This is a genomic window from Pseudomonas sp. TE12508, assembly GCF_056279485.1.
This window is the reverse complement of record NZ_JBWCCN010000016.1, coordinates 17,249-36,817: the sequence shown is the minus strand read 5'-3', so window position 1 is coordinate 36,817 and position 19,569 is coordinate 17,249. Positions and strand designations below refer to the sequence as shown.

32 protein-coding genes are annotated in these 19,569 nt (G+C 54.4%); all 32 read right to left on the bottom strand.

The window, feature by feature from the left end; genetic code table 11:
* Window positions 1-42: 42 nt before the first annotated feature.
* The 32 genes from bfr to fusA all read right to left on the bottom strand — a co-directional run bounded on the left by bfr (window position 43) and on the right by fusA (window position 19,543).
* Window positions 43-507, bottom strand: a complete 465-nt coding sequence (gene bfr, locus ACZ9IM_RS21535) for a bacterioferritin (protein WP_007896795.1) — start codon at window positions 505-507, stop codon at window positions 43-45.
* Between the two features lie 155 nt (window positions 508-662).
* Window positions 663-2,111: a catalase gene (locus tag ACZ9IM_RS21530; RefSeq protein ID WP_476224903.1), complete on the bottom strand. Its 1,449-nt coding sequence runs from the start codon at window positions 2,109-2,111 to the stop codon at window positions 663-665.
* Window positions 2,112-2,350: 239 nt separating this feature from the next.
* Window positions 2,351-2,737 carry a 50S ribosomal protein L17 gene (gene rplQ / locus ACZ9IM_RS21525; RefSeq protein ID WP_007896790.1) on the bottom strand — a complete coding sequence of 129 codons (387 nt, stop codon included), beginning with the start codon at window positions 2,735-2,737 and terminating at the stop codon, window positions 2,351-2,353.
* Window positions 2,738-2,779: 42 nt separating this feature from the next.
* Window positions 2,780-3,781, bottom strand: coding sequence for a DNA-directed RNA polymerase subunit alpha (locus ACZ9IM_RS21520; RefSeq protein WP_003186012.1), 1,002 nt, complete (start codon window positions 3,779-3,781; stop codon window positions 2,780-2,782).
* A 22-nt stretch (window positions 3,782-3,803) separates the two neighbouring features.
* Window positions 3,804-4,424: a 30S ribosomal protein S4 gene (rpsD, locus tag ACZ9IM_RS21515; RefSeq protein ID WP_003176404.1), complete on the bottom strand. Its 621-nt coding sequence runs from the start codon at window positions 4,422-4,424 to the stop codon at window positions 3,804-3,806.
* An 18-nt stretch (window positions 4,425-4,442) separates the two neighbouring features.
* Entirely contained in the window at window positions 4,443-4,832 is a 390-nt protein-coding gene (gene rpsK / locus ACZ9IM_RS21510; RefSeq protein WP_002555466.1) for a 30S ribosomal protein S11, read from the bottom strand.
* Window positions 4,833-4,862: 30 nt separating this feature from the next.
* Window positions 4,863-5,219: a 30S ribosomal protein S13 gene (rpsM, locus tag ACZ9IM_RS21505; protein ID WP_003186020.1), complete on the bottom strand. Its 357-nt coding sequence runs from the start codon at window positions 5,217-5,219 to the stop codon at window positions 4,863-4,865.
* Between the two features lie 130 nt (window positions 5,220-5,349).
* Window positions 5,350-5,466 (bottom strand): 50S ribosomal protein L36, encoded by a 117-nt coding sequence (gene rpmJ / locus ACZ9IM_RS21500; protein ID WP_002555468.1) that lies wholly within the window; start codon window positions 5,464-5,466, stop codon window positions 5,350-5,352.
* 27 nt (window positions 5,467-5,493) lie between these two features.
* On the bottom strand, window positions 5,494-6,822 hold the full coding sequence (gene secY / locus ACZ9IM_RS21495) for a preprotein translocase subunit SecY (protein WP_008073883.1): 1,329 nt from the start codon (window positions 6,820-6,822) through the stop codon (window positions 5,494-5,496).
* Window positions 6,823-7,260: a 50S ribosomal protein L15 gene (gene rplO, locus ACZ9IM_RS21490; protein ID WP_007896782.1), complete on the bottom strand. Its 438-nt coding sequence runs from the start codon at window positions 7,258-7,260 to the stop codon at window positions 6,823-6,825. It lies immediately after the preceding gene.
* Window positions 7,261-7,263: 3 nt separating this feature from the next.
* Window positions 7,264-7,440: a 50S ribosomal protein L30 gene (gene rpmD / locus ACZ9IM_RS21485; protein ID WP_003186033.1), complete on the bottom strand. Its 177-nt coding sequence runs from the start codon at window positions 7,438-7,440 to the stop codon at window positions 7,264-7,266.
* A 2-nt stretch (window positions 7,441-7,442) separates the two neighbouring features.
* Window positions 7,443-7,943: a 30S ribosomal protein S5 gene (gene rpsE / locus ACZ9IM_RS21480; protein WP_003186035.1), complete on the bottom strand. Its 501-nt coding sequence runs from the start codon at window positions 7,941-7,943 to the stop codon at window positions 7,443-7,445.
* 3 nt (window positions 7,944-7,946) lie between these two features.
* On the bottom strand, window positions 7,947-8,297 hold the full coding sequence (rplR, locus tag ACZ9IM_RS21475) for a 50S ribosomal protein L18 (protein WP_003186037.1): 351 nt from the start codon (window positions 8,295-8,297) through the stop codon (window positions 7,947-7,949).
* Window positions 8,298-8,307: 10 nt separating this feature from the next.
* A complete protein-coding gene (gene rplF / locus ACZ9IM_RS21470; RefSeq protein WP_003176412.1) occupies window positions 8,308-8,841 on the bottom strand; it encodes a 50S ribosomal protein L6 in 534 nt (177 codons plus the stop codon).
* 12 nt (window positions 8,842-8,853) lie between these two features.
* Window positions 8,854-9,246: a 30S ribosomal protein S8 gene (gene rpsH / locus ACZ9IM_RS21465; protein WP_003186040.1), complete on the bottom strand. Its 393-nt coding sequence runs from the start codon at window positions 9,244-9,246 to the stop codon at window positions 8,854-8,856.
* A 210-nt stretch (window positions 9,247-9,456) separates the two neighbouring features.
* Window positions 9,457-9,762, bottom strand: a complete 306-nt coding sequence (gene rpsN, locus ACZ9IM_RS21460; RefSeq protein ID WP_003176414.1) for a 30S ribosomal protein S14 — start codon at window positions 9,760-9,762, stop codon at window positions 9,457-9,459.
* 13 nt (window positions 9,763-9,775) lie between these two features.
* A complete protein-coding gene (rplE, locus tag ACZ9IM_RS21455; protein WP_003176415.1) occupies window positions 9,776-10,315 on the bottom strand; it encodes a 50S ribosomal protein L5 in 540 nt (179 codons plus the stop codon).
* A 20-nt stretch (window positions 10,316-10,335) separates the two neighbouring features.
* Window positions 10,336-10,650, bottom strand: coding sequence for a 50S ribosomal protein L24 (rplX, locus tag ACZ9IM_RS21450; RefSeq protein ID WP_003176416.1), 315 nt, complete (start codon window positions 10,648-10,650; stop codon window positions 10,336-10,338).
* 11 nt (window positions 10,651-10,661) lie between these two features.
* Window positions 10,662-11,030 (bottom strand): 50S ribosomal protein L14, encoded by a 369-nt coding sequence (gene rplN, locus ACZ9IM_RS21445; protein ID WP_002555479.1) that lies wholly within the window; start codon window positions 11,028-11,030, stop codon window positions 10,662-10,664.
* Between the two features lie 23 nt (window positions 11,031-11,053).
* On the bottom strand, window positions 11,054-11,320 hold the full coding sequence (gene rpsQ / locus ACZ9IM_RS21440; RefSeq protein WP_003176419.1) for a 30S ribosomal protein S17: 267 nt from the start codon (window positions 11,318-11,320) through the stop codon (window positions 11,054-11,056).
* Window positions 11,321-11,322: 2 nt separating this feature from the next.
* Window positions 11,323-11,514, bottom strand: a complete 192-nt coding sequence (gene rpmC / locus ACZ9IM_RS21435) for a 50S ribosomal protein L29 (RefSeq protein ID WP_008030901.1) — start codon at window positions 11,512-11,514, stop codon at window positions 11,323-11,325.
* A complete protein-coding gene (rplP, locus tag ACZ9IM_RS21430) occupies window positions 11,514-11,927 on the bottom strand; it encodes a 50S ribosomal protein L16 (RefSeq protein ID WP_007896757.1) in 414 nt (137 codons plus the stop codon). The genes rpmC and rplP overlap by 1 nt, the downstream gene beginning before the upstream one ends.
* 12 nt (window positions 11,928-11,939) lie before the next feature.
* Complete coding sequence (gene rpsC, locus ACZ9IM_RS21425; protein ID WP_003176422.1) at window positions 11,940-12,626, bottom strand: 30S ribosomal protein S3; 687 nt, start codon at window positions 12,624-12,626, stop codon at window positions 11,940-11,942.
* 13 nt (window positions 12,627-12,639) lie between these two features.
* Window positions 12,640-12,972, bottom strand: coding sequence for a 50S ribosomal protein L22 (rplV, locus tag ACZ9IM_RS21420; protein WP_003103908.1), 333 nt, complete (start codon window positions 12,970-12,972; stop codon window positions 12,640-12,642).
* 13 nt (window positions 12,973-12,985) lie between these two features.
* On the bottom strand, window positions 12,986-13,261 hold the full coding sequence (rpsS, locus tag ACZ9IM_RS21415; RefSeq protein WP_002555486.1) for a 30S ribosomal protein S19: 276 nt from the start codon (window positions 13,259-13,261) through the stop codon (window positions 12,986-12,988).
* Between the two features lie 16 nt (window positions 13,262-13,277).
* Window positions 13,278-14,102 (bottom strand): 50S ribosomal protein L2, encoded by an 825-nt coding sequence (gene rplB, locus ACZ9IM_RS21410; RefSeq protein WP_003176423.1) that lies wholly within the window; start codon window positions 14,100-14,102, stop codon window positions 13,278-13,280.
* Between the two features lie 14 nt (window positions 14,103-14,116).
* Window positions 14,117-14,416 (bottom strand): 50S ribosomal protein L23, encoded by a 300-nt coding sequence (gene rplW / locus ACZ9IM_RS21405; protein ID WP_002555488.1) that lies wholly within the window; start codon window positions 14,414-14,416, stop codon window positions 14,117-14,119.
* Window positions 14,413-15,015, bottom strand: coding sequence for a 50S ribosomal protein L4 (rplD, locus tag ACZ9IM_RS21400; RefSeq protein WP_007896707.1), 603 nt, complete (start codon window positions 15,013-15,015; stop codon window positions 14,413-14,415). Before rplD ends, rplW begins: the two co-directional genes overlap by 4 nt.
* A gap of 12 nt (window positions 15,016-15,027) precedes the next feature.
* Window positions 15,028-15,663 (bottom strand): 50S ribosomal protein L3, encoded by a 636-nt coding sequence (rplC, locus tag ACZ9IM_RS21395; RefSeq protein WP_003186059.1) that lies wholly within the window; start codon window positions 15,661-15,663, stop codon window positions 15,028-15,030.
* Window positions 15,664-15,743: 80 nt separating this feature from the next.
* Window positions 15,744-16,055, bottom strand: a complete 312-nt coding sequence (gene rpsJ / locus ACZ9IM_RS21390) for a 30S ribosomal protein S10 (RefSeq protein WP_003186070.1) — start codon at window positions 16,053-16,055, stop codon at window positions 15,744-15,746.
* A gap of 157 nt (window positions 16,056-16,212) precedes the next feature.
* Window positions 16,213-17,406, bottom strand: coding sequence for an elongation factor Tu (tuf, locus tag ACZ9IM_RS21385; RefSeq protein WP_007896660.1), 1,194 nt, complete (start codon window positions 17,404-17,406; stop codon window positions 16,213-16,215).
* Between the two features lie 31 nt (window positions 17,407-17,437).
* Window positions 17,438-19,543 carry an elongation factor G gene (gene fusA / locus ACZ9IM_RS21380; protein WP_007896659.1) on the bottom strand — a complete coding sequence of 702 codons (2,106 nt, stop codon included), beginning with the start codon at window positions 19,541-19,543 and terminating at the stop codon, window positions 17,438-17,440.
* Window positions 19,544-19,569 lie beyond the last annotated feature (26 nt).

Here is a 19,569-nt window from a genome sequence, read left to right as displayed (position 1 = left end):
CCTGTCACTTTCTCAGTGACAGGGGCTTTTTTATTGGTGCAATCAGGCGTGAGATTGCAGGTAGTTCTCGAGACCGATCAACTTGATCAGACCCATCTGCTTTTCAAGCCAGTAGGTGTGGTCTTCTTCAGTGTCATGCAATTGAACCCGCAGCATCTCGCGGCTGACATAGTCCTTGTGCTGCTCGCAGAGTTCAATGCCCTTGCAGAGCGCGGCGCGGACTTTGTATTCCAGGCGCAGGTCAGCGGCGAGCATGTCCGGCACAGTGGTGCCAACATCAAGGTCGTCCGGACGCATGCGAGGCGTGCCTTCGAGCATCAGAATTCGACGCATCAGGGCATCAGCGTGCCCGGCTTCTTCTTCCATCTCGTGGTTGATACGTTCGTAGAGCTTGGTGAAACCCCAGTCCTCATACATCCGCGAATGGACGAAATATTGATCACGGGCTGCCAGTTCGCCTGTCAGCAACGTGTTGAGGTAATCGATTACGTCTGGGTGACCCTGCATCGCCCTACATCTCCCTGCTTGAAAGTCTGTAGTTTGAACCAACCTGACCGGAAGGTCACTCGCCCGACGCTATAAAAGCGAAGATATTCTGAGAAAAGCAGTTTAAATAACGCAAAAACCGCCCAAATGAGGGCGGTTCTGCTTATCGTTTAGACTTAGTTAAGCTGTACGTTGAGTGCCTTTGCGATTGCTTCTCCATACGCCGGGTCGGCCTTGAAGAAATGCTGCAATTGGCGATCAACCACATCGCTGGAAACACCAGCCATTGCGCCGGCAATGTTGCTGATCAGCAGCGTTTTCTGCTCATCGCTCATCAGGCGGAACAGCGCACCAGCGTGGCTGTAGTAGTCGGTATCTTCCCGATGATCGTAACGATCAGCCGCGCCACTCAAGGCCAAAGCGGGTTCCGCGTAGCGCGGTGCCTGTTTCGGTGATTCTACGTAACTGTTCGGCTCGTAGTTCGGCGCTGCGCCGCCATTGGCGCCAAACGCCATGGAGCCGTCGCGCTGGTAAGTGTTGACCGGACTGCGAGGCGCATTCACCGGCAGTTGCTGGTGATTGGTCCCCACACGGTAGCGGTGAGCGTCAGCGTAAGCGAACACGCGACCTTGCAGCATGCGGTCAGGCGACAGACCGACACCCGGAACCATGTTGCTCGGGCCGAACGCCGCCTGCTCGACTTCAGCGAAGTAGTTCAGCGGATTGCGGTTGAGTTCAAGCTCACCCACCTCGATCAATGGGAACTCTTTCTGCGACCAGGTCTTGGTCACGTCGAACGGGTTCTCGTAATGAGCCTCGGCTTGGGCCTCGGTCATGATCTGGATATTGACACTCCATTTCGGGAAATCACCGCGCTCAATGGCGCCGAACAGATCACGTTGCGCGTAATCCGGATCAGTACCCGCCAGGCGTGCTGCTTCTGCCGGAGCGAGGTTCTTGATCCCCTGCCTGGTTTTGTAGTGCCACTTCACCCAGTGACGTTCGCCATTGGCGTTGATCAGGCTGTAGGTGTGACTGCCGAAGCCATGCATGTGGCGATAGCCATCAGGGATGCCGCGGTCCGAGAACAAAATGGTGATCTGGTGCAACGCCTCAGGCGAGTGCGACCAGAAATCCCACATCGCCTGCGCACTTTTCAGGTTGCTTTGCGGCAGGCGCTTTTGGGTGTGAATAAAGTCAGGGAATTTCAGCGGGTCGCGAATGAAGAACACCGGTGTGTTGTTACCGACGATGTCCCAGTTGCCTTCTTCTGTGTAGAACTTCAGGGCAAAACCGCGTGGATCACGCTCGGTATCAGCCGAACCGCGTTCGCCGCCCACAGTGGAGAATCGCAAGAATGTCGGGGTTTGTTTGCCGACGGACTCAAACAGCTTGGCACTGGTGTACTCGGTGATGTCGCGAGTCACGGTGAACGTACCGTAAGCACCCGAACCTTTGGCGTGTACACGACGCTCAGGGATGTTTTCACGGTTGAAATGAGCAAGCTTCTCGATCAGGTGGAAATCGTCGAGCAGCAAAGGGCCACGAGGGCCGGCGGAGCGGGAATTCTGGTTGTCGGCGACAGGAGCGCCACTGGCGGTCGTAAGCGTTTTGTTTTGGCTCATGCGATCTCATCCTCTGTCAGTTTTGGAACTGCCGGCTAATCGGCGTGGGAGGGAGTATTGACCATCAATCATGACACCTACAAATTCATTAATTTGCAGACATCAATAGAAAAATACTACCAACAATCCCGTTCATATACTGAAGGCATGAACCGCAAAGAAGCTTGTACAAACAGCGCGTTTCTTACACGCACAAAAAACCGGGCACTAGGCCCGGTTCTTTGTTTCAGACTGACGTCTTACTCAGCGGATACAGCTTCACCGCCGACAGGACGATCAACCAACTCGACGTACGCCATAGGCGCGTTGTCGCCAGTGCGGAAGCCGCACTTGAGGATGCGCAGGTAGCCACCCTCACGGGTAGCGTAACGCTTGCCCAGGTCGTTGAAGAGCTTACCAACGATAGCTTTCGAACGAGTACGGTCGAAAGCCAGACGGCGGTTAGCCAGACTGTCTGTCTTGGCCAAAGTGATCAGCGGCTCAGCAACGCGACGCAGTTCTTTGGCTTTTGGCAGTGTAGTTTTGATCAGCTCGTGCTCGAACAGCGACACCGCCATGTTTTGAAACATGGCCTTGCGGTGCGAGCTGGTGCGGCTCAGGTGACGACCACTTTTACGATGACGCATGGTTCATTCCTTACCAAACACAACGTTCGGTGATTACGACGATCAGGCAGTCGCCTTGTCGTCCTTCTTAAGACTTGCAGGCGGCCAGTTGTCGAGGCGCATGCCGAGGGACAGACCGCGGGAGGCCAGAACGTCCTTGATTTCAGTCAAGGATTTCTTGCCAAGGTTCGGAGTCTTCAACAGCTCTACTTCGGTGCGCTGAATCAGGTCACCGATGTAGTAGATGTTTTCCGCCTTAAGGCAGTTAGCCGAACGTACAGTCAGTTCCAGATCGTCAACCGGGCGAAGCAGGATCGGATCGATCTCGTCTTCCTGCTCGACAACCACTGGCTCACTATCACCTTTGAGATCGACGAACGCAGCCAACTGCTGTTGCAGGATGGTTGCAGCACGGCGGATAGCCTCTTCAGGATCCAGGGTACCGTTGGTTTCCAGATCAATAACCAGCTTGTCCAGGTTAGTACGCTGTTCGACACGGGCGTTTTCCACCACGTAAGCGATACGGCGAACCGGGCTGAACGAAGAGTCAAGCTGCAAGCGACCAATGCTGCGGCTTTCGTCTTCATCGCTCTGACGCGAGTCTGCCGGTTCATAACCACGACCACGAGCTACGGTGAGCTTCATGTTCAGGGCGCCGTTAGACGCCAGGTTAGCGATTACGTGATCGGGGTTAACGATCTCGACATCATGATCCAGCTGAATATCGGCAGCGGTAACCACCCCCGAACCCTTCTTCGACAAGGTCAGCGTAACTTCGTCTCGACCGTGCAGCTTGATAGCCAGACCTTTAAGGTTCAACAGGATTTCAATTACGTCTTCCTGTACACCTTCGATGGCGCTGTACTCATGGAGCACACCGTCAATCTCGGCCTCGACTACTGCACAGCCGGGCATTGAGGACAACAGGATGCGGCGCAGCGCGTTGCCCAGGGTGTGGCCAAAACCACGCTCGAGAGGCTCGAGAGTGATCTTGGCGCGGGTTGGACTGACAACCTGCACATCAATATGGCGGGGTGTCAGGAACTCATTTACCGAAATCTGCATGGATGCACCTATTTTCTAGCCCTTACTTGGAGTAGAGCTCGACAATCAGGCTTTCGTTGATGTCGGCGGACAGATCACTGCGAGCAGGAACGTTCTTGAAAACGCCCGACTTCTTCTCAGTGTCTACTTCTACCCATTCTACGCGGCCACGTTGGGCACACAGATCGAGAGCTTGGACAATGCGAAGTTGGTTCTTTGCTTTCTCGCGAACTGCGACCACGTCACCAGCACGAACCTGGTAAGACGGAACGTTTACGGTCTGACCGTTAACGCTGATCGACTTGTGCGATACCAGCTGACGGGATTCGGCACGAGTAGAGCCAAAACCCATACGGTATACAACGTTGTCCAGACGGCATTCGAGCAGCTGCAACAGGTTTTCGCCAGTTGCGCCTTTCTTGCCAGCAGCTTCTTTGTAGTAGCCGCTGAATTGACGCTCGAGAACGCCGTAGATACGACGGACCTTCTGCTTTTCACGCAGTTGGGTGCCGTAATCGGACTGGCGACCGCGGCGTTGGCCGTGGATACCAGGTGCTGCTTCGATGTTGCACTTCGATTCGATCGCGCGCACGCCGCTCTTCAGAAAGAGATCGGTGCCTTCGCGACGAGCGAGTTTGCATTTTGGACCAATGTAACGAGCCATTCTTTACAATCTCCTGGATTACACGCGGCGCTTCTTCGGCGGACGGCACCCGTTGTGCGGGATTGGCGTCACGTCGGTGATGCTGGCGATCTTGTAGCCACAGCCGTTCAAAGCGCGGACTGCGGATTCACGACCTGGGCCTGGACCTTTGACGTTAACGTCGAGGTTTTTCAGGCCGTATTCCAGCGCAGCTTGACCAGCACGTTCAGCAGCTACTTGAGCAGCGAACGGGGTGGACTTGCGGGAACCGCGGAAACCCGAACCACCGGAGGTAGCCCAGGAAAGAGCGTTGCCTTGACGGTCGGTGATGGTCACGATTGTGTTGTTAAAAGAAGCATGGATGTGGGCGATGCCATCAACCACTGTCTTTTTAACTTTTTTACGAGGACGAGCAGCAGGTTTAGCCATGATTAATTTCCTGTCGATTCGCTGGGGCGATTACTTGCGGATCGGCTTACGCGGACCTTTACGGGTACGCGCGTTAGTCTTCGTACGCTGACCGCGCACTGGAAGACCACGACGATGACGCAGACCGCGATAGCAACCGAGGTCCATCAAACGCTTGATTTTCATGTTGATTTCGCGACGCAGGTCACCTTCAGTGGTGAACTTCGCCACTTCGCCACGCAGCTGTTCAATCTGCTCGTCGCTCAGATCTTTGATCTTTGCGGCTGGGTTTACCCCAGTCACTGCACAAATTTTCTGTGCAGTAGTGCGACCAACACCATAGATGTAGGTCAGCGAGATAACAGTATGCTTGTTATCTGGAATGTTAACGCCTGCAATACGGGCCATTCAGTGGGACTCCAATTGACAGCTACCTACGCCCCGGAAGCCAAGAAATAGGGCGCGAGATAATATCGCTGTAATAACAAATAATCAACCCGGCAGCGCACTAGCTGCCGGGCTTGAAGCACAATCACACTCAGCCTTGGCGCTGTTTGTGACGCGGTTCCGCGCTGCAAATTACTCGAACAACACCTTCGCGGCGAATAATCTTGCAGTTACGGCACAGCTTTTTCACCGATGCACGAACTTTCATCACCAACTCCTCGAACCTTATGGGTACTCAGCGCAACATGCCGCTGCCGTAACCCTTCAGGTTGGCTTTCTTCATCAGGGATTCGTACTGGTGCGAAACGAGGTGCGATTGTACTTGGGACATGAAGTCCATCACAACCACGACGACGATCAGCAACGAGGTCCCGCCAAGGTAGAACGGAACGTTTGCCGCAACCACCAGGAACTGGGGCAACAGACACACGGCCGTCATATATAGAGCACCGAACAGGGTCAAACGAGTCAGAACGCCATCAATGTAGCGCGCAGACTGCTCTCCTGGACGGATGCCCGGAATAAAGGCACCGGACTTCTTCAGGTTTTCCGCTACGTCTTTCGGATTGAACATCAACGCCGTATAGAAGAAGCAGAAGAAAATAATCCCTGCACTAAACAGCAGAATATTCAACGGCTGACCAGGAGCGATCGACTGCGAGATGTCCTGCAGCCAGCCCATACCTTCAGACTGACCAAACCAGGTACCCAACGAAGCCGGGAACAGCAAAATGCTGCTCGCGAAAATGGCCGGAATAACACCGGCCATGTTCACCTTCAACGGCAAGTGGCTAGTTTGCGCAGCAAAGACCTTGCGGCCCTGCTGGCGCTTGGCGTAATGAACAGCAATACGACGCTGACCACGCTCAATGAACACCACGAAACCGATAATCGCTACTGCCAGCAAACCGATGGCAACCAGGGCAAAAATGTTGATATCACCCTGACGCGCAGACTCGAAAGACTGCCCGATCGCTCTCGGAAGACCGGCGACGATACCTGCGAAAATCAACATCGAGATACCGTTGCCAACACCACGCTCAGTAATCTGCTCACCCAGCCACATCATGAACATCGCACCAGCCACAAAAGTGGATACCGCGACGAAATGGAAGCCAAAGTCACCAGTGAACGAAACGCCCTGCCCCGCCAGACCAATGGACATGCCAATTGCCTGAACGAGAGCGAGAACGACAGTGCCGTAGCGGGTGTACTGAGCGATCTTGCGACGCCCAGCTTCACCTTCCTTCTTCAACTGCTCCAGCTGCGGGCTGACGGCGGTCATCAGCTGCATGATGATCGATGCCGAAATGTACGGCATGATCCCCAGTGCAAAGATGCTCATCCGCTCCAGCGCGCCGCCGGAAAACATGTTGAACAAGCTAAGAATGGTCCCCTCATTCTGTCGAAACAGGTCCGCGAGTCGGTCCGGGTTGATACCTGGAACCGGGATGTGTGCGCCTATTCGGTAGACGATAATCGCCAAGAATAGAAAACGCAGACGAGCCCAGAGTTCAGACATACCGCCTTTGCCGAGCGCAGAGAGAGCACCTTGCTTAGCCATTTATTCCTCGAACTTGCCGCCAGCTGCTTCGATAGCCGCACGCGCACCTTTGGTGGCGCCGATTCCCTTTCCGATGGTGACAGCGCGAGTAACTTCGCCGGACAGCATGATTTTCACACGCTGAACGTTGACGTTGATCACGTTGGCATCTTTCAGGGACTGCACGGTGACGATGTCGCCTTCCACTTTAGCCAGCTCGGACAAACGCACTTCTGCGCGATCCATGGCTTTCAGGGAAACGAAACCGAACTTCGGCAGGCGACGATGCAGCGGCTGTTGACCGCCTTCAAAGCCTGGAGCAATGGTGCCACCGGAGCGGGAGGACTGACCTTTGTGGCCACGGCCACCGGTCTTACCCAAACCACTACCGATACCACGGCCCGGACGATGCTTTTCGCGACGGGAACCCGGCGCTGGACTCAGATCATTGAGTTTCATCGATTAACCCTCGACACGCAGCATGTAGTAAGCCTTGTTGATCATCCCGCGATTCTCGGGAGTATCAAGCACTTCTACAGTGTGACCGATGCGACGCAGACCCAGACCCTTAACGCACAGTTTGTGGTTAGGGATGCGGCCGGTCATGCTTTTGATCAGCGTAACTTTAACGGTAGCCATGATCAGAAGATCTCCTTGACGCTTTTGCCACGCTTGGCGGCAATGGATTCAGGAGACTGCATAGCTTTCAAACCTTTGAAAGTGGCGTGAACCACGTTTACCGGGTTAGTCGAGCCGTAGCACTTGGCCAGAACGTTCTGAACGCCAGCAACTTCGAGAACAGCACGCATAGCGCCGCCAGCGATGATACCGGTACCTTCAGAAGCAGGCTGCATGTACACCTTCGAAGCGCCATGGGCGGACTTCATTGCGTACTGCAGAGTGGTGCCGTTCAGATCAACTTGGATCATGTTGCGGCGAGCAGCTTCCATTGCCTTCTGGATCGCAGCAGGCACTTCACGCGACTTGCCACGGCCGAAGCCAACACGCCCTTTACCATCACCAACCACGGTCAACGCGGTGAAAGTGAAGATACGGCCGCCTTTAACGGTTTTGGCTACGCGGTTAACTTGAACCAGCTTCTCGATGTAGCCTTCGTCGCGCTTTTGGTCGTTATTTGACATAACTTAGAACTCCAGCCCAGCTTCACGAGCAGCATCAGCCAGCGCCTTGACGCGACCGTGGTACTTGAAGCCAGAGCGGTCGAAAGCCACCTGCGAGACGCCAGCGGCTTTAGCACGCGTAGCGACCAGCTGGCCAACCTTAGTGGCCGCGTCGATGTTGCCAGTGGCGCCATCACGCAGTTCTTTATCCAAAGTCGAGGCACTTGCCAGGACTTTGTTGCCGTCGGCCGAAATGACCTGGGCGTAGATGTGCTGCGACGAGCGGAACACGCAGAGACGCACGACTTCGAGTTCGTGCATTTTCAGGCGTGCTTTGCGAGCGCGACGCAGTCGAGTAACTTTTTTGTCGGTCATTTGCTATGCCCTACTTCTTCTTGGCTTCTTTACGACGGACGACTTCGTCCGCGTAGCGCACACCTTTGCCTTTGTACGGCTCTGGTGGACGGAAGTCGCGGATCTCGGCGGCCACTTGACCTACCAGCTGCTTATCGATGCCCTTGATCAGGATATCGGTCTGGCTAGGAGTCTCAGCGGTGATGCCTTCCGGCAGTTCATAATCCACTGGGTGCGAGAAGCCAAGAGCCAGGTTCAGCACTGTGCCTTTTGCTTGCGCTTTATAACCAACACCGACCAGCTGGAGCTTGCGCTCGAAGCCTTGGCTTACGCCTTGGACCATGTTGTTAACCAACGCACGAGTGGTACCAGCCATTGCGCGAGTCTGTTGATCGCCATTGCGAGCAGCAAAACGCAGCTCACCAGCTTCTTCAACAATCTCAACGGACGAATGGATGTTCAGTTCGAGAGTACCCTTGGCACCCTTCACCGAAAGCTGTTGGCCTGCGAATTTGACTTCGACACCGGCTGGCAGCTTAACGGGGTTCTTAGCGACGCGTGACATGCTTATCCCCCCTTAGAACACAGTGCAAAGAACTTCGCCGCCGACACCGGCAGCGCGCGCAGCACGATCCGTCATCACACCTTTGTTGGTGGAGACGATAGACACACCGAGACCGCCACGAACTTTTGGCAGATCATCGACGGACTTGTACTGACGCAGGCCTGGACGGCTAACGCGCTTCACTTCTTCGATGACCGGACGGCCTTCGAAGTACTTCAGCTCGATGGACAGCAGTGGTTTGATTTCGCTGCTGATCTGATAACCCGCAATGTAACCTTCGTCCTTCAGGACTTTGGCAACAGCTACCTTCAAAGTAGAAGATGGCATGCTTACGACGGACTTTTCAGCCATCTGGGCATTACGGATTCGAGTTAGCATGTCCGCTAACGGGTCCTGCATACTCATGGGCTAGACGCTCCTAATACACAAAAAATTAGCCTTGCGGCTACTACGTGTCGCCGAGTACATCCGCGCAAAAAAAACACGGGCTCAGGCGAGCCGGGTATTCTAGACACACCCCACAAATGAATCAAGCCCCAATAGGGGCTTGATTCAAGTTCAAGGTCACCGATGGTCAGGATCTTGCGATCCCGAGCACCGAGACTTTGACAGTGCTTACCAGCTGGCTTTAACCAGACCAGGTACGTCACCACGCATAGCAGCTTCACGCAGTTTGTTACGGCCGAGGCCGAACTTGCGGTAAACGCCGTGTGGACGACCGGTCAGGCGGCAGCGGTTACGCATGCGCGAAGCGCTTGCGTCACGTGGCTGCTTCTGCAGAGCTACTGTAGCTTCCCAACGCGCTTCTGGACTTGCGTTCAGATCAACGATGATAGCTTTCAGTGCTGCACGCTTTTTGGCGTACTTGGCAACCGTGAGCTGACGCTTCAGCTCGCGGTTTTTCATGCTCATCTTGGCCATTTTCCTACTCCAATCAGTTGCGGAACGGGAATTTGAAAGCGCGCAGCAGAGCGCGACCTTCATCATCGTTCTTGGCAGTGGTGGTCAGGGTAATGTCCAGACCGCGGAGAGCATCGATCTTGTCGTAGTCGATTTCCGGGAAGATGATCTGCTCTTTAACGCCCATGCTGTAGTTACCACGACCATCGAAGGACTTGGCATTCAGGCCGCGGAAGTCGCGAACCCGAGGCAGGGAGATCGACAGCAGACGATCCAGGAATTCATACATACGCTCACGGCGCAGAGTCACTTTGACGCCGATCGGCCAACCTTCACGGACTTTAAAGCCAGCGATGGATTTCCGAGCGTAAGTCACAACGACTTTCTGACCGGTGATCTTTTCCAGGTCAGCAACAGCGTGCTCGATGACTTTCTTGTCACCGACTGCTTCGCCCAGACCCATGTTCAGGGTGATTTTGGTAACGCGTGGAACTTCCATCACGTTCGAAAGCTTAAGTTCTTCCTTAAGCTTCGGTGCGATTTCCTTCCAGTAAATCTCTTTTAGTCGTGCCATGGTCTTCTACCTAGCAGTGTTCAAGCATCAACCGCTTTTTGGGTCGACTTGAAGACACGAATTTTCTTGCCGTCTTCTACTTTGAAACCAACGCGATCAGCTTTGTTGGTTTCGCCGTTGAAAATGGCGACGTTAGAAGCGTCCAGTGGAGCTTCTTTTTCGACGATACCGCCTTGTACGCCCGACATCGGGTTAGGCTTGGTATGACGCTTAACCAGGTTCAGACCACCAATAACCAGACGGTTATTAGCGAGAACCTTAAGCACCTTACCGCGCTTACCTTTGTCTTTGCCGGCGATCACGATGATCTCGTCGTCACGACGAATCTTTTGCATGTCGGATCTCCTTACAGCACTTCTGGGGCGAGCGAGACGATCTTCATGAACTTCTCAGTACGAAGTTCACGGGTCACTGGCCCAAAGATACGGGTGCCGATCGGCTCTTGCTTGTTGTTCAGAAGAACAGCAGCGTTGCCATCAAAGCGGATAATGGAGCCATCAGCACGACGTACGCCGTGACGAGTGCGGACTACAACAGCAGTCATCACTTGGCCTTTTTTCACTTTACCGCGAGGAATTGCTTCCTTCACGGTAACTTTGATGATGTCACCGATACCAGCGTAACGACGATGGGAGCCACCCAGCACCTTGATGCACATAACACGGCGAGCGCCAGAGTTATCGGCCACATCGAGCATGGATTGAGTCTGAATCATATAATTTCTCCGACCCCTAGTCCTTAGACTTCCACAGCGCGTTCGAGAACATCAACCAGCGCCCAAGACTTGGTCTTGGCCAAAGGACGAGTTTCACGAATAGTGACTTTGTCGCCGATGTGGCACTGATTGGTTTCGTCGTGCGCGTGCAGCTTAGTCGAACGCTTAACGTATTTACCGTAGATCGGGTGCTTAACGCGACGCTCGATCAGAACGGTGATGGTCTTGTCCATTTTGTCGCTGACAACACGGCCAGTCAGCGTACGGACGGTTTTTTCGGCTTCAGCCATGATTACTTACCTGCCTGCTGTTTGAGCACAGTCTTCACGCGAGCGATGTCACGCTTAACTTGCCGGAGCAGGTGAGACTGCCCCAACTGGCCAGTTGCTTTCTGCATCCGCAGATTGAACTGGTCGCGCAGCAGGCCGAGCAGTTGCTCGTTAAGCTGCGGCGCGTCTTTTTCACGAAGTTCATTCGCTTTCATCACATCACCGTCCGTTTAACAAAAGCGGTGGCGAGCGGCAGCTTTGCAGCAGCCAGGGCAAAAGCCTCACGCGCCAGCTCTTCAGAAACGCCCTCGATTTCATACAGGACTTTGCCTGGCTGAATCTGGGCAACCCAGTACTCCACACTACCCTTACCTTTACCCATCCGAACTTCGAGTGGCTTTTTGGAAATAGGCTTGTCCGGGAATACACGGATCCAGATCTTGCCGCCACGTTTAACGTGACGGGTCAGTGCACGACGCGCTGACTCAATCTGACGAGCGGTGAGACGACCACGAGCTACAGACTTCAGCGCGAACTCGCCGAAGCTGACTTTGCTACCGCGCTGAGCCAGACCACGGTTGTGGCCTGTCATCTGCTTGCGGAACTTCGTACGCTTTGGTTGCAACATTTGGCGTACCCCTTACTTAGCAGCTTTTTTACGAGGCGCTGGTGCTTGTGGTTTCAGTTCTTCTTGGCGACCACCAATTACTTCGCCTTTGAAGATCCAAACCTTTACACCGATCACACCGTAAGTGGTGTGAGCTTCGTAGTTGGCATAGTCGATGTCGGCACGCAGGGTGTGCAGTGGCACACGACCTTCGCGATACCATTCAGTACGTGCGATTTCAGCACCGCCGAGACGACCGCTCACTTGGATTTTGATGCCTTTGGCACCAATGCGCATGGCGTTCTGAACAGCGCGCTTCATAGCGCGACGGAACATTACGCGACGCTCCAGCTGCTGAGCTACGCTCTGCGCAACCAGCATACCGTCGAGCTCCGGCTTACGGATCTCTTCGATATTGATGTGCACAGGCACACCCATTTGCTTGGTCAGGTCCTGACGCAGTTTCTCAACATCTTCACCTTTCTTCCCGATAACGATACCTGGACGAGCGGTGTGGATGGTGATACGTGCAGTCTGAGCCGGACGATGGATATCGATACGGCTTACGGACGCGCTTTTTAGTTTGTCTTGGAGATACTCACGCACCTTCAGATCAGCGAACAAATAGTCCGCATAAGTCCGACCGTCTGCGTACCAGACGGAGGTGTGCTCCTTGACGATTCCCAGGCGAATGCCAATGGGATGTACTTTCTGACCCATCTCTTCGACTCCGTTACTTGTCAGCAACCTTGACAGTGATATGGCAAGACCGCTTGACGATGCGATCAGCACGGCCTTTGGCACGTGGCATGATTCGCTTCAGCGAACGCCCTTCGTTGACGAAAACGGTGCTGACCTTCAGGTCATCAACGTCTGCGCCTTCGTTATGCTCGGCGTTGGCTACGGCCGACTCCAGCACTTTCTTCATGATCTCGGCGGCTTTCTTACTGCTGAAAGCCAACAGGTTGAGCGCTTCGCCCACCTTCTTCCCGCGGATCTGGTCGGCGACCAAGCGGGCTTTCTGGGCGGAGATTCGAGCGCCCGACAACTTAGCGGCTACTTCCATCGTTCCTTACCCCTTAACGCTTGGCTTTCTTGTCTGCCACGTGCCCACGATATGTGCGGGTACCGGCAAACTCGCCCAGTTTGTGGCCGACCATGTCTTCGTTCACGAGAACTGGAACATGTTGACGACCGTTATGCACAGCAATGGTCAAACCGACCATTTGTGGCAGGATCATGGAACGGCGCGACCAGGTCTTAACTGGTTTGCGATCGTTCTTTTCCGCCGCCACTTCGATCTTCTTCAGTAGGTGAAGATCAATAAAAGGACCTTTTTTCAGAGAACGTGGCACTGTCGTATCCCTCTATTTACTTGCGACGACGGACGATCATTTTGTCGGTACGCTTATTACCACGAGTCTTCGCGCCCTTAGTCGGGAAGCCCCATGGCGATACCGGATGACGACCACCAGAGGTACGACCTTCACCACCACCATGTGGGTGGTCAACCGGGTTCATGGCAACACCACGAACGGTTGGGCGAACGCCACGCCAGCGTTTGGCACCAGCTTTACCCAGCGAACGCAGGCTGTGCTCGGAGTTCGAGACTTCACCCAGGGTCGCGCGGCATTCAGCCAGCACTTTACGCATCTCACCAGAACGCAGACGCAGGGTCACGTAGACACCTTCACGAGCAATCAGCTGAGCCGAAGCACCAGCGGAACGAGCGATTTGCGCGCCTTTACCTGGCTTCAATTCGATGCCGTGTACGGTGCTACCAACTGGAATGTTACGCAGTTGCAGAGCGTTGCCCGGCTTGATCGGTGCCAAAGCACCTGCGATCAGCTGGTCACCAGCACTCACGCCTTTAGGGGCGATGATGTAGCGACGCTCGCCATCTGCGTACAGCAGCAGAGCGATGTGAGCAGTACGGTTTGGATCGTATTCAATACGCTCGACAGTGGCAGAGATGCCATCTTTGTCGTTGCGACGGAAATCGACCAGACGATAATGCTGCTTATGGCCACCACCGATGTGACGAGTGGTAATACGACCATTGTTGTTACGACCACCAGTCTTCGATTTTTTCTCGAGCAGCGGTGCGTGAGGAGCGCCTTTATGCAGCTCCTGGTTGACCACCTTGACCACAAAACGGCGGCCAGGGGAAGTCGGTTTGCATTTAACGATTGCCATGATGCACCCCTTCCTTACTCAGCACTGCTGCTGAAATCGAGATCTTGGCCTGGCTGAAGGGAGATAACTGCCTTCTTCCAGTCATTACGCTTGCCCAGACCGCGAGCAGTGCGCTTGCTCTTACCCAGAACATTCAGGGTAGTAACACGCTCTACTTTCACGCTGAACAGGCTTTCGACGGCCTTCTTGATTTCCAGCTTGGTTGCGTCAGTTGCAACCTTGAAAACGAACTGGCCTTTCTTGTCAGCCAGAACCGTAGCCTTCTCGGAAACGTGCGGGCCAAGCAGAACTTTAAATACGCGTTCCTGGTTCATCCCAGCAGCTCCTCGAATTTCTTCACGGCCGACACGGTGATCAACACCTTGTCGTATGCGATCAGACTAACTGGATCGGAACCTTGCACGTCACGTACATCAACGTGTGGCAGGTTGCGAGCAGCCAGGTACAGGTTCTGATCAACCACTTCAGACACGATCAAGACGTCAGTCAGGCCCATGCCGGTCAGTTTGTTCAGCAGATCTTTGGTCTTCGGTGCATCAACAGCGAAGTCCTGAACCACAACCAGACGATCAGTACGCACCAGCTCAGCAAGGATGGAACGCATTGCTGCGCGATACATCTTCTTGTTCAGCTTCTGGGTGTGATCCTGAGGACGAGCTGCGAAAGTGGTACCGCCGCCACGCCAGATTGGGCTACGGATAGTACCGGCACGAGCACGGCCAGTACCTTTCTGACGCCATGGGCGCTTACCGCCACCACGAACGTCGGAACGGGTCTTTTGCTGCTTGCTACCTTGACGGCCGCCGGCCATGTAGGCCACGACTGCTTGGTGAACCAGCGTCTCGTTGAATTCGCCGCCAAATGTCAGTTCGGAAACTTCGATCGCTTGAGCGTCATTTACATTTAATTGCATGTCAGCTTCCCCTTAACCGCGAGCCTTGGCTGCTGGACGTACAACCAAGTTGCCGCCAGTAGCGCCAGGAACAGCGCCCTTGACCAACAACAGATTGCGTTCAGCGTCCACGCGCACTACTTCGAGGGACTGCACGGTCACGCGCTCAGCGCCCATATGACCGGACATTTTTTTGCCCTTGAATACACGACCAGGAGTCTGGCACTGGCCGATAGAGCCTGGAACGCGGTGGGACACGGAGTTACCGTGGGTATTATCTTGCCCGCGGAAGTTCCAACGCTTGATCGTACCCTGGAAGCCTTTACCTTTGGACTGACCGGTTACATCAACCAGTTGACCAGCAGCGAAGATTTCAGCGTTGATCAGATCGCCGGCCTGGTACTCGCCTTCTTCAAGGCGGAATTCCATTACGGTACGACCAGCGGCAACGTTCGCTTTAGCGAAGTGGCCAGCCTGAGCAGCTGTAACACGCGAAGCACGACGCTCGCCTACAGTGACTTGCACTGCACGATAGCCATCGGTCTCTTCAGTTTTGAACTGGGTGACGCGATTCGGCTCGATCTCAATGACCGTGACCGGAATGGAGACACCTTCTTCGGTGAAAATACGGGTCATACCGCATTTACGACCGACTACACCAATAGTCATGTTGTAAACCTCATGAGTGTACGGGGCTTTCACCCGCTATGGCCGCCCATTTCAGAGCGTTACACGACTAAGACCGAGTCTTAGCCGAGGCTGATCTGCACTTCCACACCGGCCGCAAGATCAAGCTTCATAAGTGCATCAACGGTTTTATCCGTTGGCTGGACGATGTCCAGAACGCGCTTATGAGTACGGATCTCGTACTGGTCACGCGCGTCTTTGTTGACGTGCGGAGAGACCAGAACGGTGAACCGCTCTTTACGGGTAGGCAGTGGAATTGGACCACGCACTTGAGCACCAGTACGTTTCGCGGTTTCCACGATTTCCTGGGTGGATTGGTCGATCAGGCGATGGTCAAAAGCCTTCAACCTGATACGGATTTGCTGATTTTGCATTGGATTTCAGACTCCGGCTGCTATTCCCACCGAGCGCAATACGCCCGTTAAAAGGAGGCGCAATTCTATAGACGCCCCATATAGGTGTCAACCCAATAAAAAAGCCCCCGCTAAGCGGGGGCTTTTTCAACTCATCGAAGCTTACTCAAAAAAGAGCTTATTCGATGATTTTGGCTACGACGCCAGCGCCGACGGTACGACCGCCTTCACGGATAGCGAAACGCAGACCGTCTTCCATTGCGATGGTCTTGATCAGGGTGACAACCATTTTGATGTTGTCGCCCGGCATTACCATTTCAACGCCTTCCGGCAGCTCGCAGTTACCAGTCACGTCAGTAGTACGGAAGTAGAACTGTGGACGGTAGCCTTTGAAGAACGGAGTGTGACGACCGCCTTCTTCCTTGCTCAGAACGTAGACTTCAGCTTCGAACTTGGTGTGCGGCTTAACCGAACCTGGCTTAACCAGAACCTGGCCACGCTCAACGTCGTCACGCTTGGTACCACGCAGCAGAACGCCGCAGTTCTCGCCAGCACGACCTTCGTCGAGCAGCTTACGGAACATTTCAACACCGGTGCAGGTGGTGACGGTAGTGTCACGCAGACCAACGATTTCCAGTGGATCCTGAACCTTGACGATACCGCGCTCGATACGACCAGTTACAACAGTACCGCGACCGGAGATCGAGAATACGTCTTCGATTGGCATCAGGAACGGCTTGTCGATAACACGGACTGGATCCGGGATGTAGCTGTCCAGAGTCTCAACCAGTTTACGAACGGCAGTGGTGCCCATTTCGTTGTCGTCTTGGCCGTTCAGAGCCATCAGAGCCGAACCGATGATGATCGGAGTGTCGTCACCTGGGAAGTCGTAAGTGCTCAGCAGATCGCGCACTTCCATCTCAACCAGTTCCAGCAGCTCAGCGTCGTCAACCATGTCAGCCTTGTTCAGGAAGACAACGATGTACGGAACGCCAACCTGACGGGACAGCAGGATGTGCTCACGAGTTTGTGGCATCGGACCATCAGCGGCCGAGCAAACCAGGATAGCGCCGTCCATCTGAGCAGCACCGGTGATCATGTTCTTCACATAGTCAGCGTGACCTGGGCAGTCAACGTGAGCGTAGTGACGGATCAGCGAGTTGTATTCAACGTGCGCGGTGTTGATGGTGATACCACGAGCCTTTTCTTCCGGAGCGCTGTCGATTTTGTCGAAAGCAACAACGGCCGAACCGAAAACTTCGGAGCAGACGCGAGTCAGAGCAGCGGTCAGCGTGGTTTTACCGTGGTCGACGTGACCGATGGTGCCAACGTTGACGTGCGGGAGGGTACGGTCAAATTTTTCTTTAGCCACGACAATTAACTCCTAGCCTAAAGGGGCTGAATCAGCCTTGTTTTTTGGTAACAGTTTCGACGATATGCGACGGAGCTGTATTGTATTTTTTGAATTCCATAGAGTAGCTTGCGCGACCTTGGGACATGGAACGGACGTCGGTCGCATAACCGAACATCTCACCCAACGGTACTTCGGCGCGAATCACTTTGCCGGAGACCGTGTCTTCCATACCCAGGATCATGCCGCGACGACGGTTAAGGTCGCCCATCACGTCACCCATATAGTCTTCAGGCGTAACAACCTCTACCGCCATGATCGGCTCAAGCAACTCACCACCGCCCTTCTGGGCCAGTTGCTTGGTTGCCATGGAAGCAGCCACTTTAAACGCCATCTCGTTGGAGTCGACGTCGTGGTAGGAACCATCAAACACGGTAGCCTTCAGGCCGATCAGCGGATAGCCGGCAACAACGCCGTTCTTCATCTGCTCTTCGATACCCTTCTGGATAGCCGGGATGTATTCCTTAGGAACCACACCACCCACTACTTCGTTCAGGAATTGCAGACCTTCCTGACCTTCGTCAGCAGGAGCAAAACGAATCCAGCAGTGACCGAACTGGCCACGACCGCCGGACTGGCGAACGAACTTGCCTTCAATCTCGCAGCTCTTCGTGATGCGCTCACGGTACGAAACTTGAGGCTTACCGATGTTGGCTTCGACGTTGAACTCACGGCGCATCCGGTCAACCAGGATGTCCAGGTGCAACTCGCCCATGCCGGAGATGATCGTTTGACCAGTCTCTTCATCAGTCTTGACGCGGAAAGATGGATCTTCCTGAGCGAGCTTGCCCAGAGCGATACCCATTTTTTCCTGGTCGTCCTTGGTCTTAGGCTCTACGGCAACCGAAATAACCGGCTCCGGGAAGTCCATGCGAACCAGGATGATTGGCTTGTCAGCGTTGCACAAAGTTTCACCAGTGGTGACGTCCTTCATGCCGATCAAGGCCGCGATGTCACCAGCGCGTACTTCCTTGATTTCTTCACGGGCGTTTGCGTGCATTTGCACCATACGACCCACGCGCTCTTTCTTGCCTTTAACCGAGTTGATCACGCCGTCGCCGGAGGCCAACACGCCCGAGTAAACTCGAACAAAGGTCAAGGTACCCACGAATGGGTCGGTAGCGATCTTGAACGCCAGAGCCGAGAACGGCTCGCTGTCGTCTGCGTGACGCTCCATTTCCTTGGTCTCGTCATCCGGGTCAGTACCCTTGATGGCAGGAATGTCGGTAGGAGCAGGCAGGTAGTCGATCACGGCGTCGAGAACCAGGGGAACACCCTTGTTCTTGAAGGAAGAACCGCAAACAGCCAGAACGATCTCACCAGCGATAGTACGCTGACGCAGAGCGGCCTTGATTTCCGCGTTGGTGAGTTCTTCACCTTCGAGGTACTTGTTCATCAGCTCTTCACTGGCTTCGGCCGCAGCCTCAACCATGTTGCCGCGCCACTCGTCAGCCAGTTCCTGCAGCTCAGCAGGGATAGGCTTGCGAACTGGAACCATGCCTTTGTCAGCGTCATTCCAGTAAACAGCTTCCATGGACATCAGATCGATCTGACCCTGGAAGTTGTCTTCGGAACCGATGGCCAACTGGATTGGCACCGGAGTGTGACCCAGACGCTGCTTGATCTGACCGATCACGCGCAGGAAGTTCGCACCAGCACGGTCCATCTTGTTTACGTAAACAAGACGTGGAACGCCGTATTTGTTGGCTTGACGCCATACGGTTTCCGACTGAGGCTCAACACCCGAGGTGCCGCAGAACACAACGACCGCGCCATCGAGAACACGCAGGGAACGCTCAACTTCAATAGTGAAGTCAACGTGGCCCGGGGTGTCGATGACGTTGAAGCGGTATTGGTCCTTGTGCTGCTTCTCGGAACCCTGCCAGAAGGCGGTGATTGCAGCAGAAGTAATGGTAATACCACGCTCCTGCTCCTGCACCATCCAGTCTGTGGTCGCGGCGCCGTCATGCACCTCGCCCATTTTGTGACTTTTGCCAGTGTAAAAAAGGACGCGCTCGGTGGTGGTGGTTTTACCAGCATCCACGTGAGCAACGATACCAATGTTACGGTAGCGGTTAATCGGTGTAGTACGAGCCATAAAGCCCTCGCAAAATTAGTGACGCT

Coding starts and splice junctions, on each gene's coding strand:
- bfr (WP_007896795.1), bottom strand. CDS start 507: ATGCAGGGTCACCCAGACGTAATCGATTACCTCAACACGTTGCTGACA.
- ACZ9IM_RS21530 (WP_476224903.1), bottom strand. CDS start 2,111: ATGAGCCAAAACAAAACGCTTACGACCGCCAGTGGCGCTCCTGTCGCC.
- rplQ (WP_007896790.1), bottom strand. CDS start 2,737: ATGCGTCATCGTAAAAGTGGTCGTCACCTGAGCCGCACCAGCTCGCAC.
- ACZ9IM_RS21520 (WP_003186012.1), bottom strand. CDS start 3,781: ATGCAGATTTCGGTAAATGAGTTCCTGACACCCCGCCATATTGATGTG.
- rpsD (WP_003176404.1), bottom strand. CDS start 4,424: ATGGCTCGTTACATTGGTCCAAAATGCAAACTCGCTCGTCGCGAAGGC.
- rpsK (WP_002555466.1), bottom strand. CDS start 4,832: ATGGCTAAACCTGCTGCTCGTCCTCGTAAAAAAGTTAAAAAGACAGTG.
- rpsM (WP_003186020.1), bottom strand. CDS start 5,219: ATGGCCCGTATTGCAGGCGTTAACATTCCAGATAACAAGCATACTGTT.
- rpmJ (WP_002555468.1), bottom strand. CDS start 5,466: ATGAAAGTTCGTGCATCGGTGAAAAAGCTGTGCCGTAACTGCAAGATT.
- secY (WP_008073883.1), bottom strand. CDS start 6,822: ATGGCTAAGCAAGGTGCTCTCTCTGCGCTCGGCAAAGGCGGTATGTCT.
- rplO (WP_007896782.1), bottom strand. CDS start 7,260: ATGAAACTCAATGATCTGAGTCCAGCGCCGGGTTCCCGTCGCGAAAAG.
- rpmD (WP_003186033.1), bottom strand. CDS start 7,440: ATGGCTACCGTTAAAGTTACGCTGATCAAAAGCATGACCGGCCGCATC.
- rpsE (WP_003186035.1), bottom strand. CDS start 7,943: ATGTCAAATAACGACCAAAAGCGCGACGAAGGCTACATCGAGAAGCTG.
- rplR (WP_003186037.1), bottom strand. CDS start 8,297: ATGACCGACAAAAAAGTTACTCGACTGCGTCGCGCTCGCAAAGCACGC.
- rplF (WP_003176412.1), bottom strand. CDS start 8,841: ATGTCACGCGTCGCTAAGAACCCCGTTAAGCTGCCAGCCGGTGTCGAA.
- rpsH (WP_003186040.1), bottom strand. CDS start 9,246: ATGAGTATGCAGGACCCGTTAGCGGACATGCTAACTCGAATCCGTAAT.
- rpsN (WP_003176414.1), bottom strand. CDS start 9,762: ATGGCCAAGATGAGCATGAAAAACCGCGAGCTGAAGCGTCAGCTCACG.
- rplE (WP_003176415.1), bottom strand. CDS start 10,315: ATGGCACGACTAAAAGAGATTTACTGGAAGGAAATCGCACCGAAGCTT.
- rplX (WP_003176416.1), bottom strand. CDS start 10,650: ATGCAAAAGATTCGTCGTGACGACGAGATCATCGTGATCGCCGGCAAA.
- rplN (WP_002555479.1), bottom strand. CDS start 11,030: ATGATTCAGACTCAATCCATGCTCGATGTGGCCGATAACTCTGGCGCT.
- rpsQ (WP_003176419.1), bottom strand. CDS start 11,320: ATGGCTGAAGCCGAAAAAACCGTCCGTACGCTGACTGGCCGTGTTGTC.
- rpmC (WP_008030901.1), bottom strand. CDS start 11,514: ATGAAAGCGAATGAACTTCGTGAAAAAGACGCGCCGCAGCTTAACGAG.
- rplP (WP_007896757.1), bottom strand. CDS start 11,927: ATGTTGCAACCAAAGCGTACGAAGTTCCGCAAGCAGATGACAGGCCAC.
- rpsC (WP_003176422.1), bottom strand. CDS start 12,626: ATGGGTCAGAAAGTACATCCCATTGGCATTCGCCTGGGAATCGTCAAG.
- rplV (WP_003103908.1), bottom strand. CDS start 12,972: ATGGAAGTAGCCGCTAAGTTGTCGGGCGCTCGAATCTCCGCCCAGAAA.
- rplB (WP_003176423.1), bottom strand. CDS start 14,102: ATGGCAATCGTTAAATGCAAACCGACTTCCCCTGGCCGCCGTTTTGTG.
- rplW (WP_002555488.1), bottom strand. CDS start 14,416: ATGAACCAGGAACGCGTATTTAAAGTTCTGCTTGGCCCGCACGTTTCC.
- rplD (WP_007896707.1), bottom strand. CDS start 15,015: ATGCAATTAAATGTAAATGACGCTCAAGCGATCGAAGTTTCCGAACTG.
- rplC (WP_003186059.1), bottom strand. CDS start 15,663: ATGACTATTGGTGTAGTCGGTCGTAAATGCGGTATGACCCGTATTTTC.
- rpsJ (WP_003186070.1), bottom strand. CDS start 16,055: ATGCAAAATCAGCAAATCCGTATCAGGTTGAAGGCTTTTGACCATCGC.
- fusA (WP_007896659.1), bottom strand. CDS start 19,543: ATGGCTCGTACTACACCGATTAACCGCTACCGTAACATTGGTATCGTT.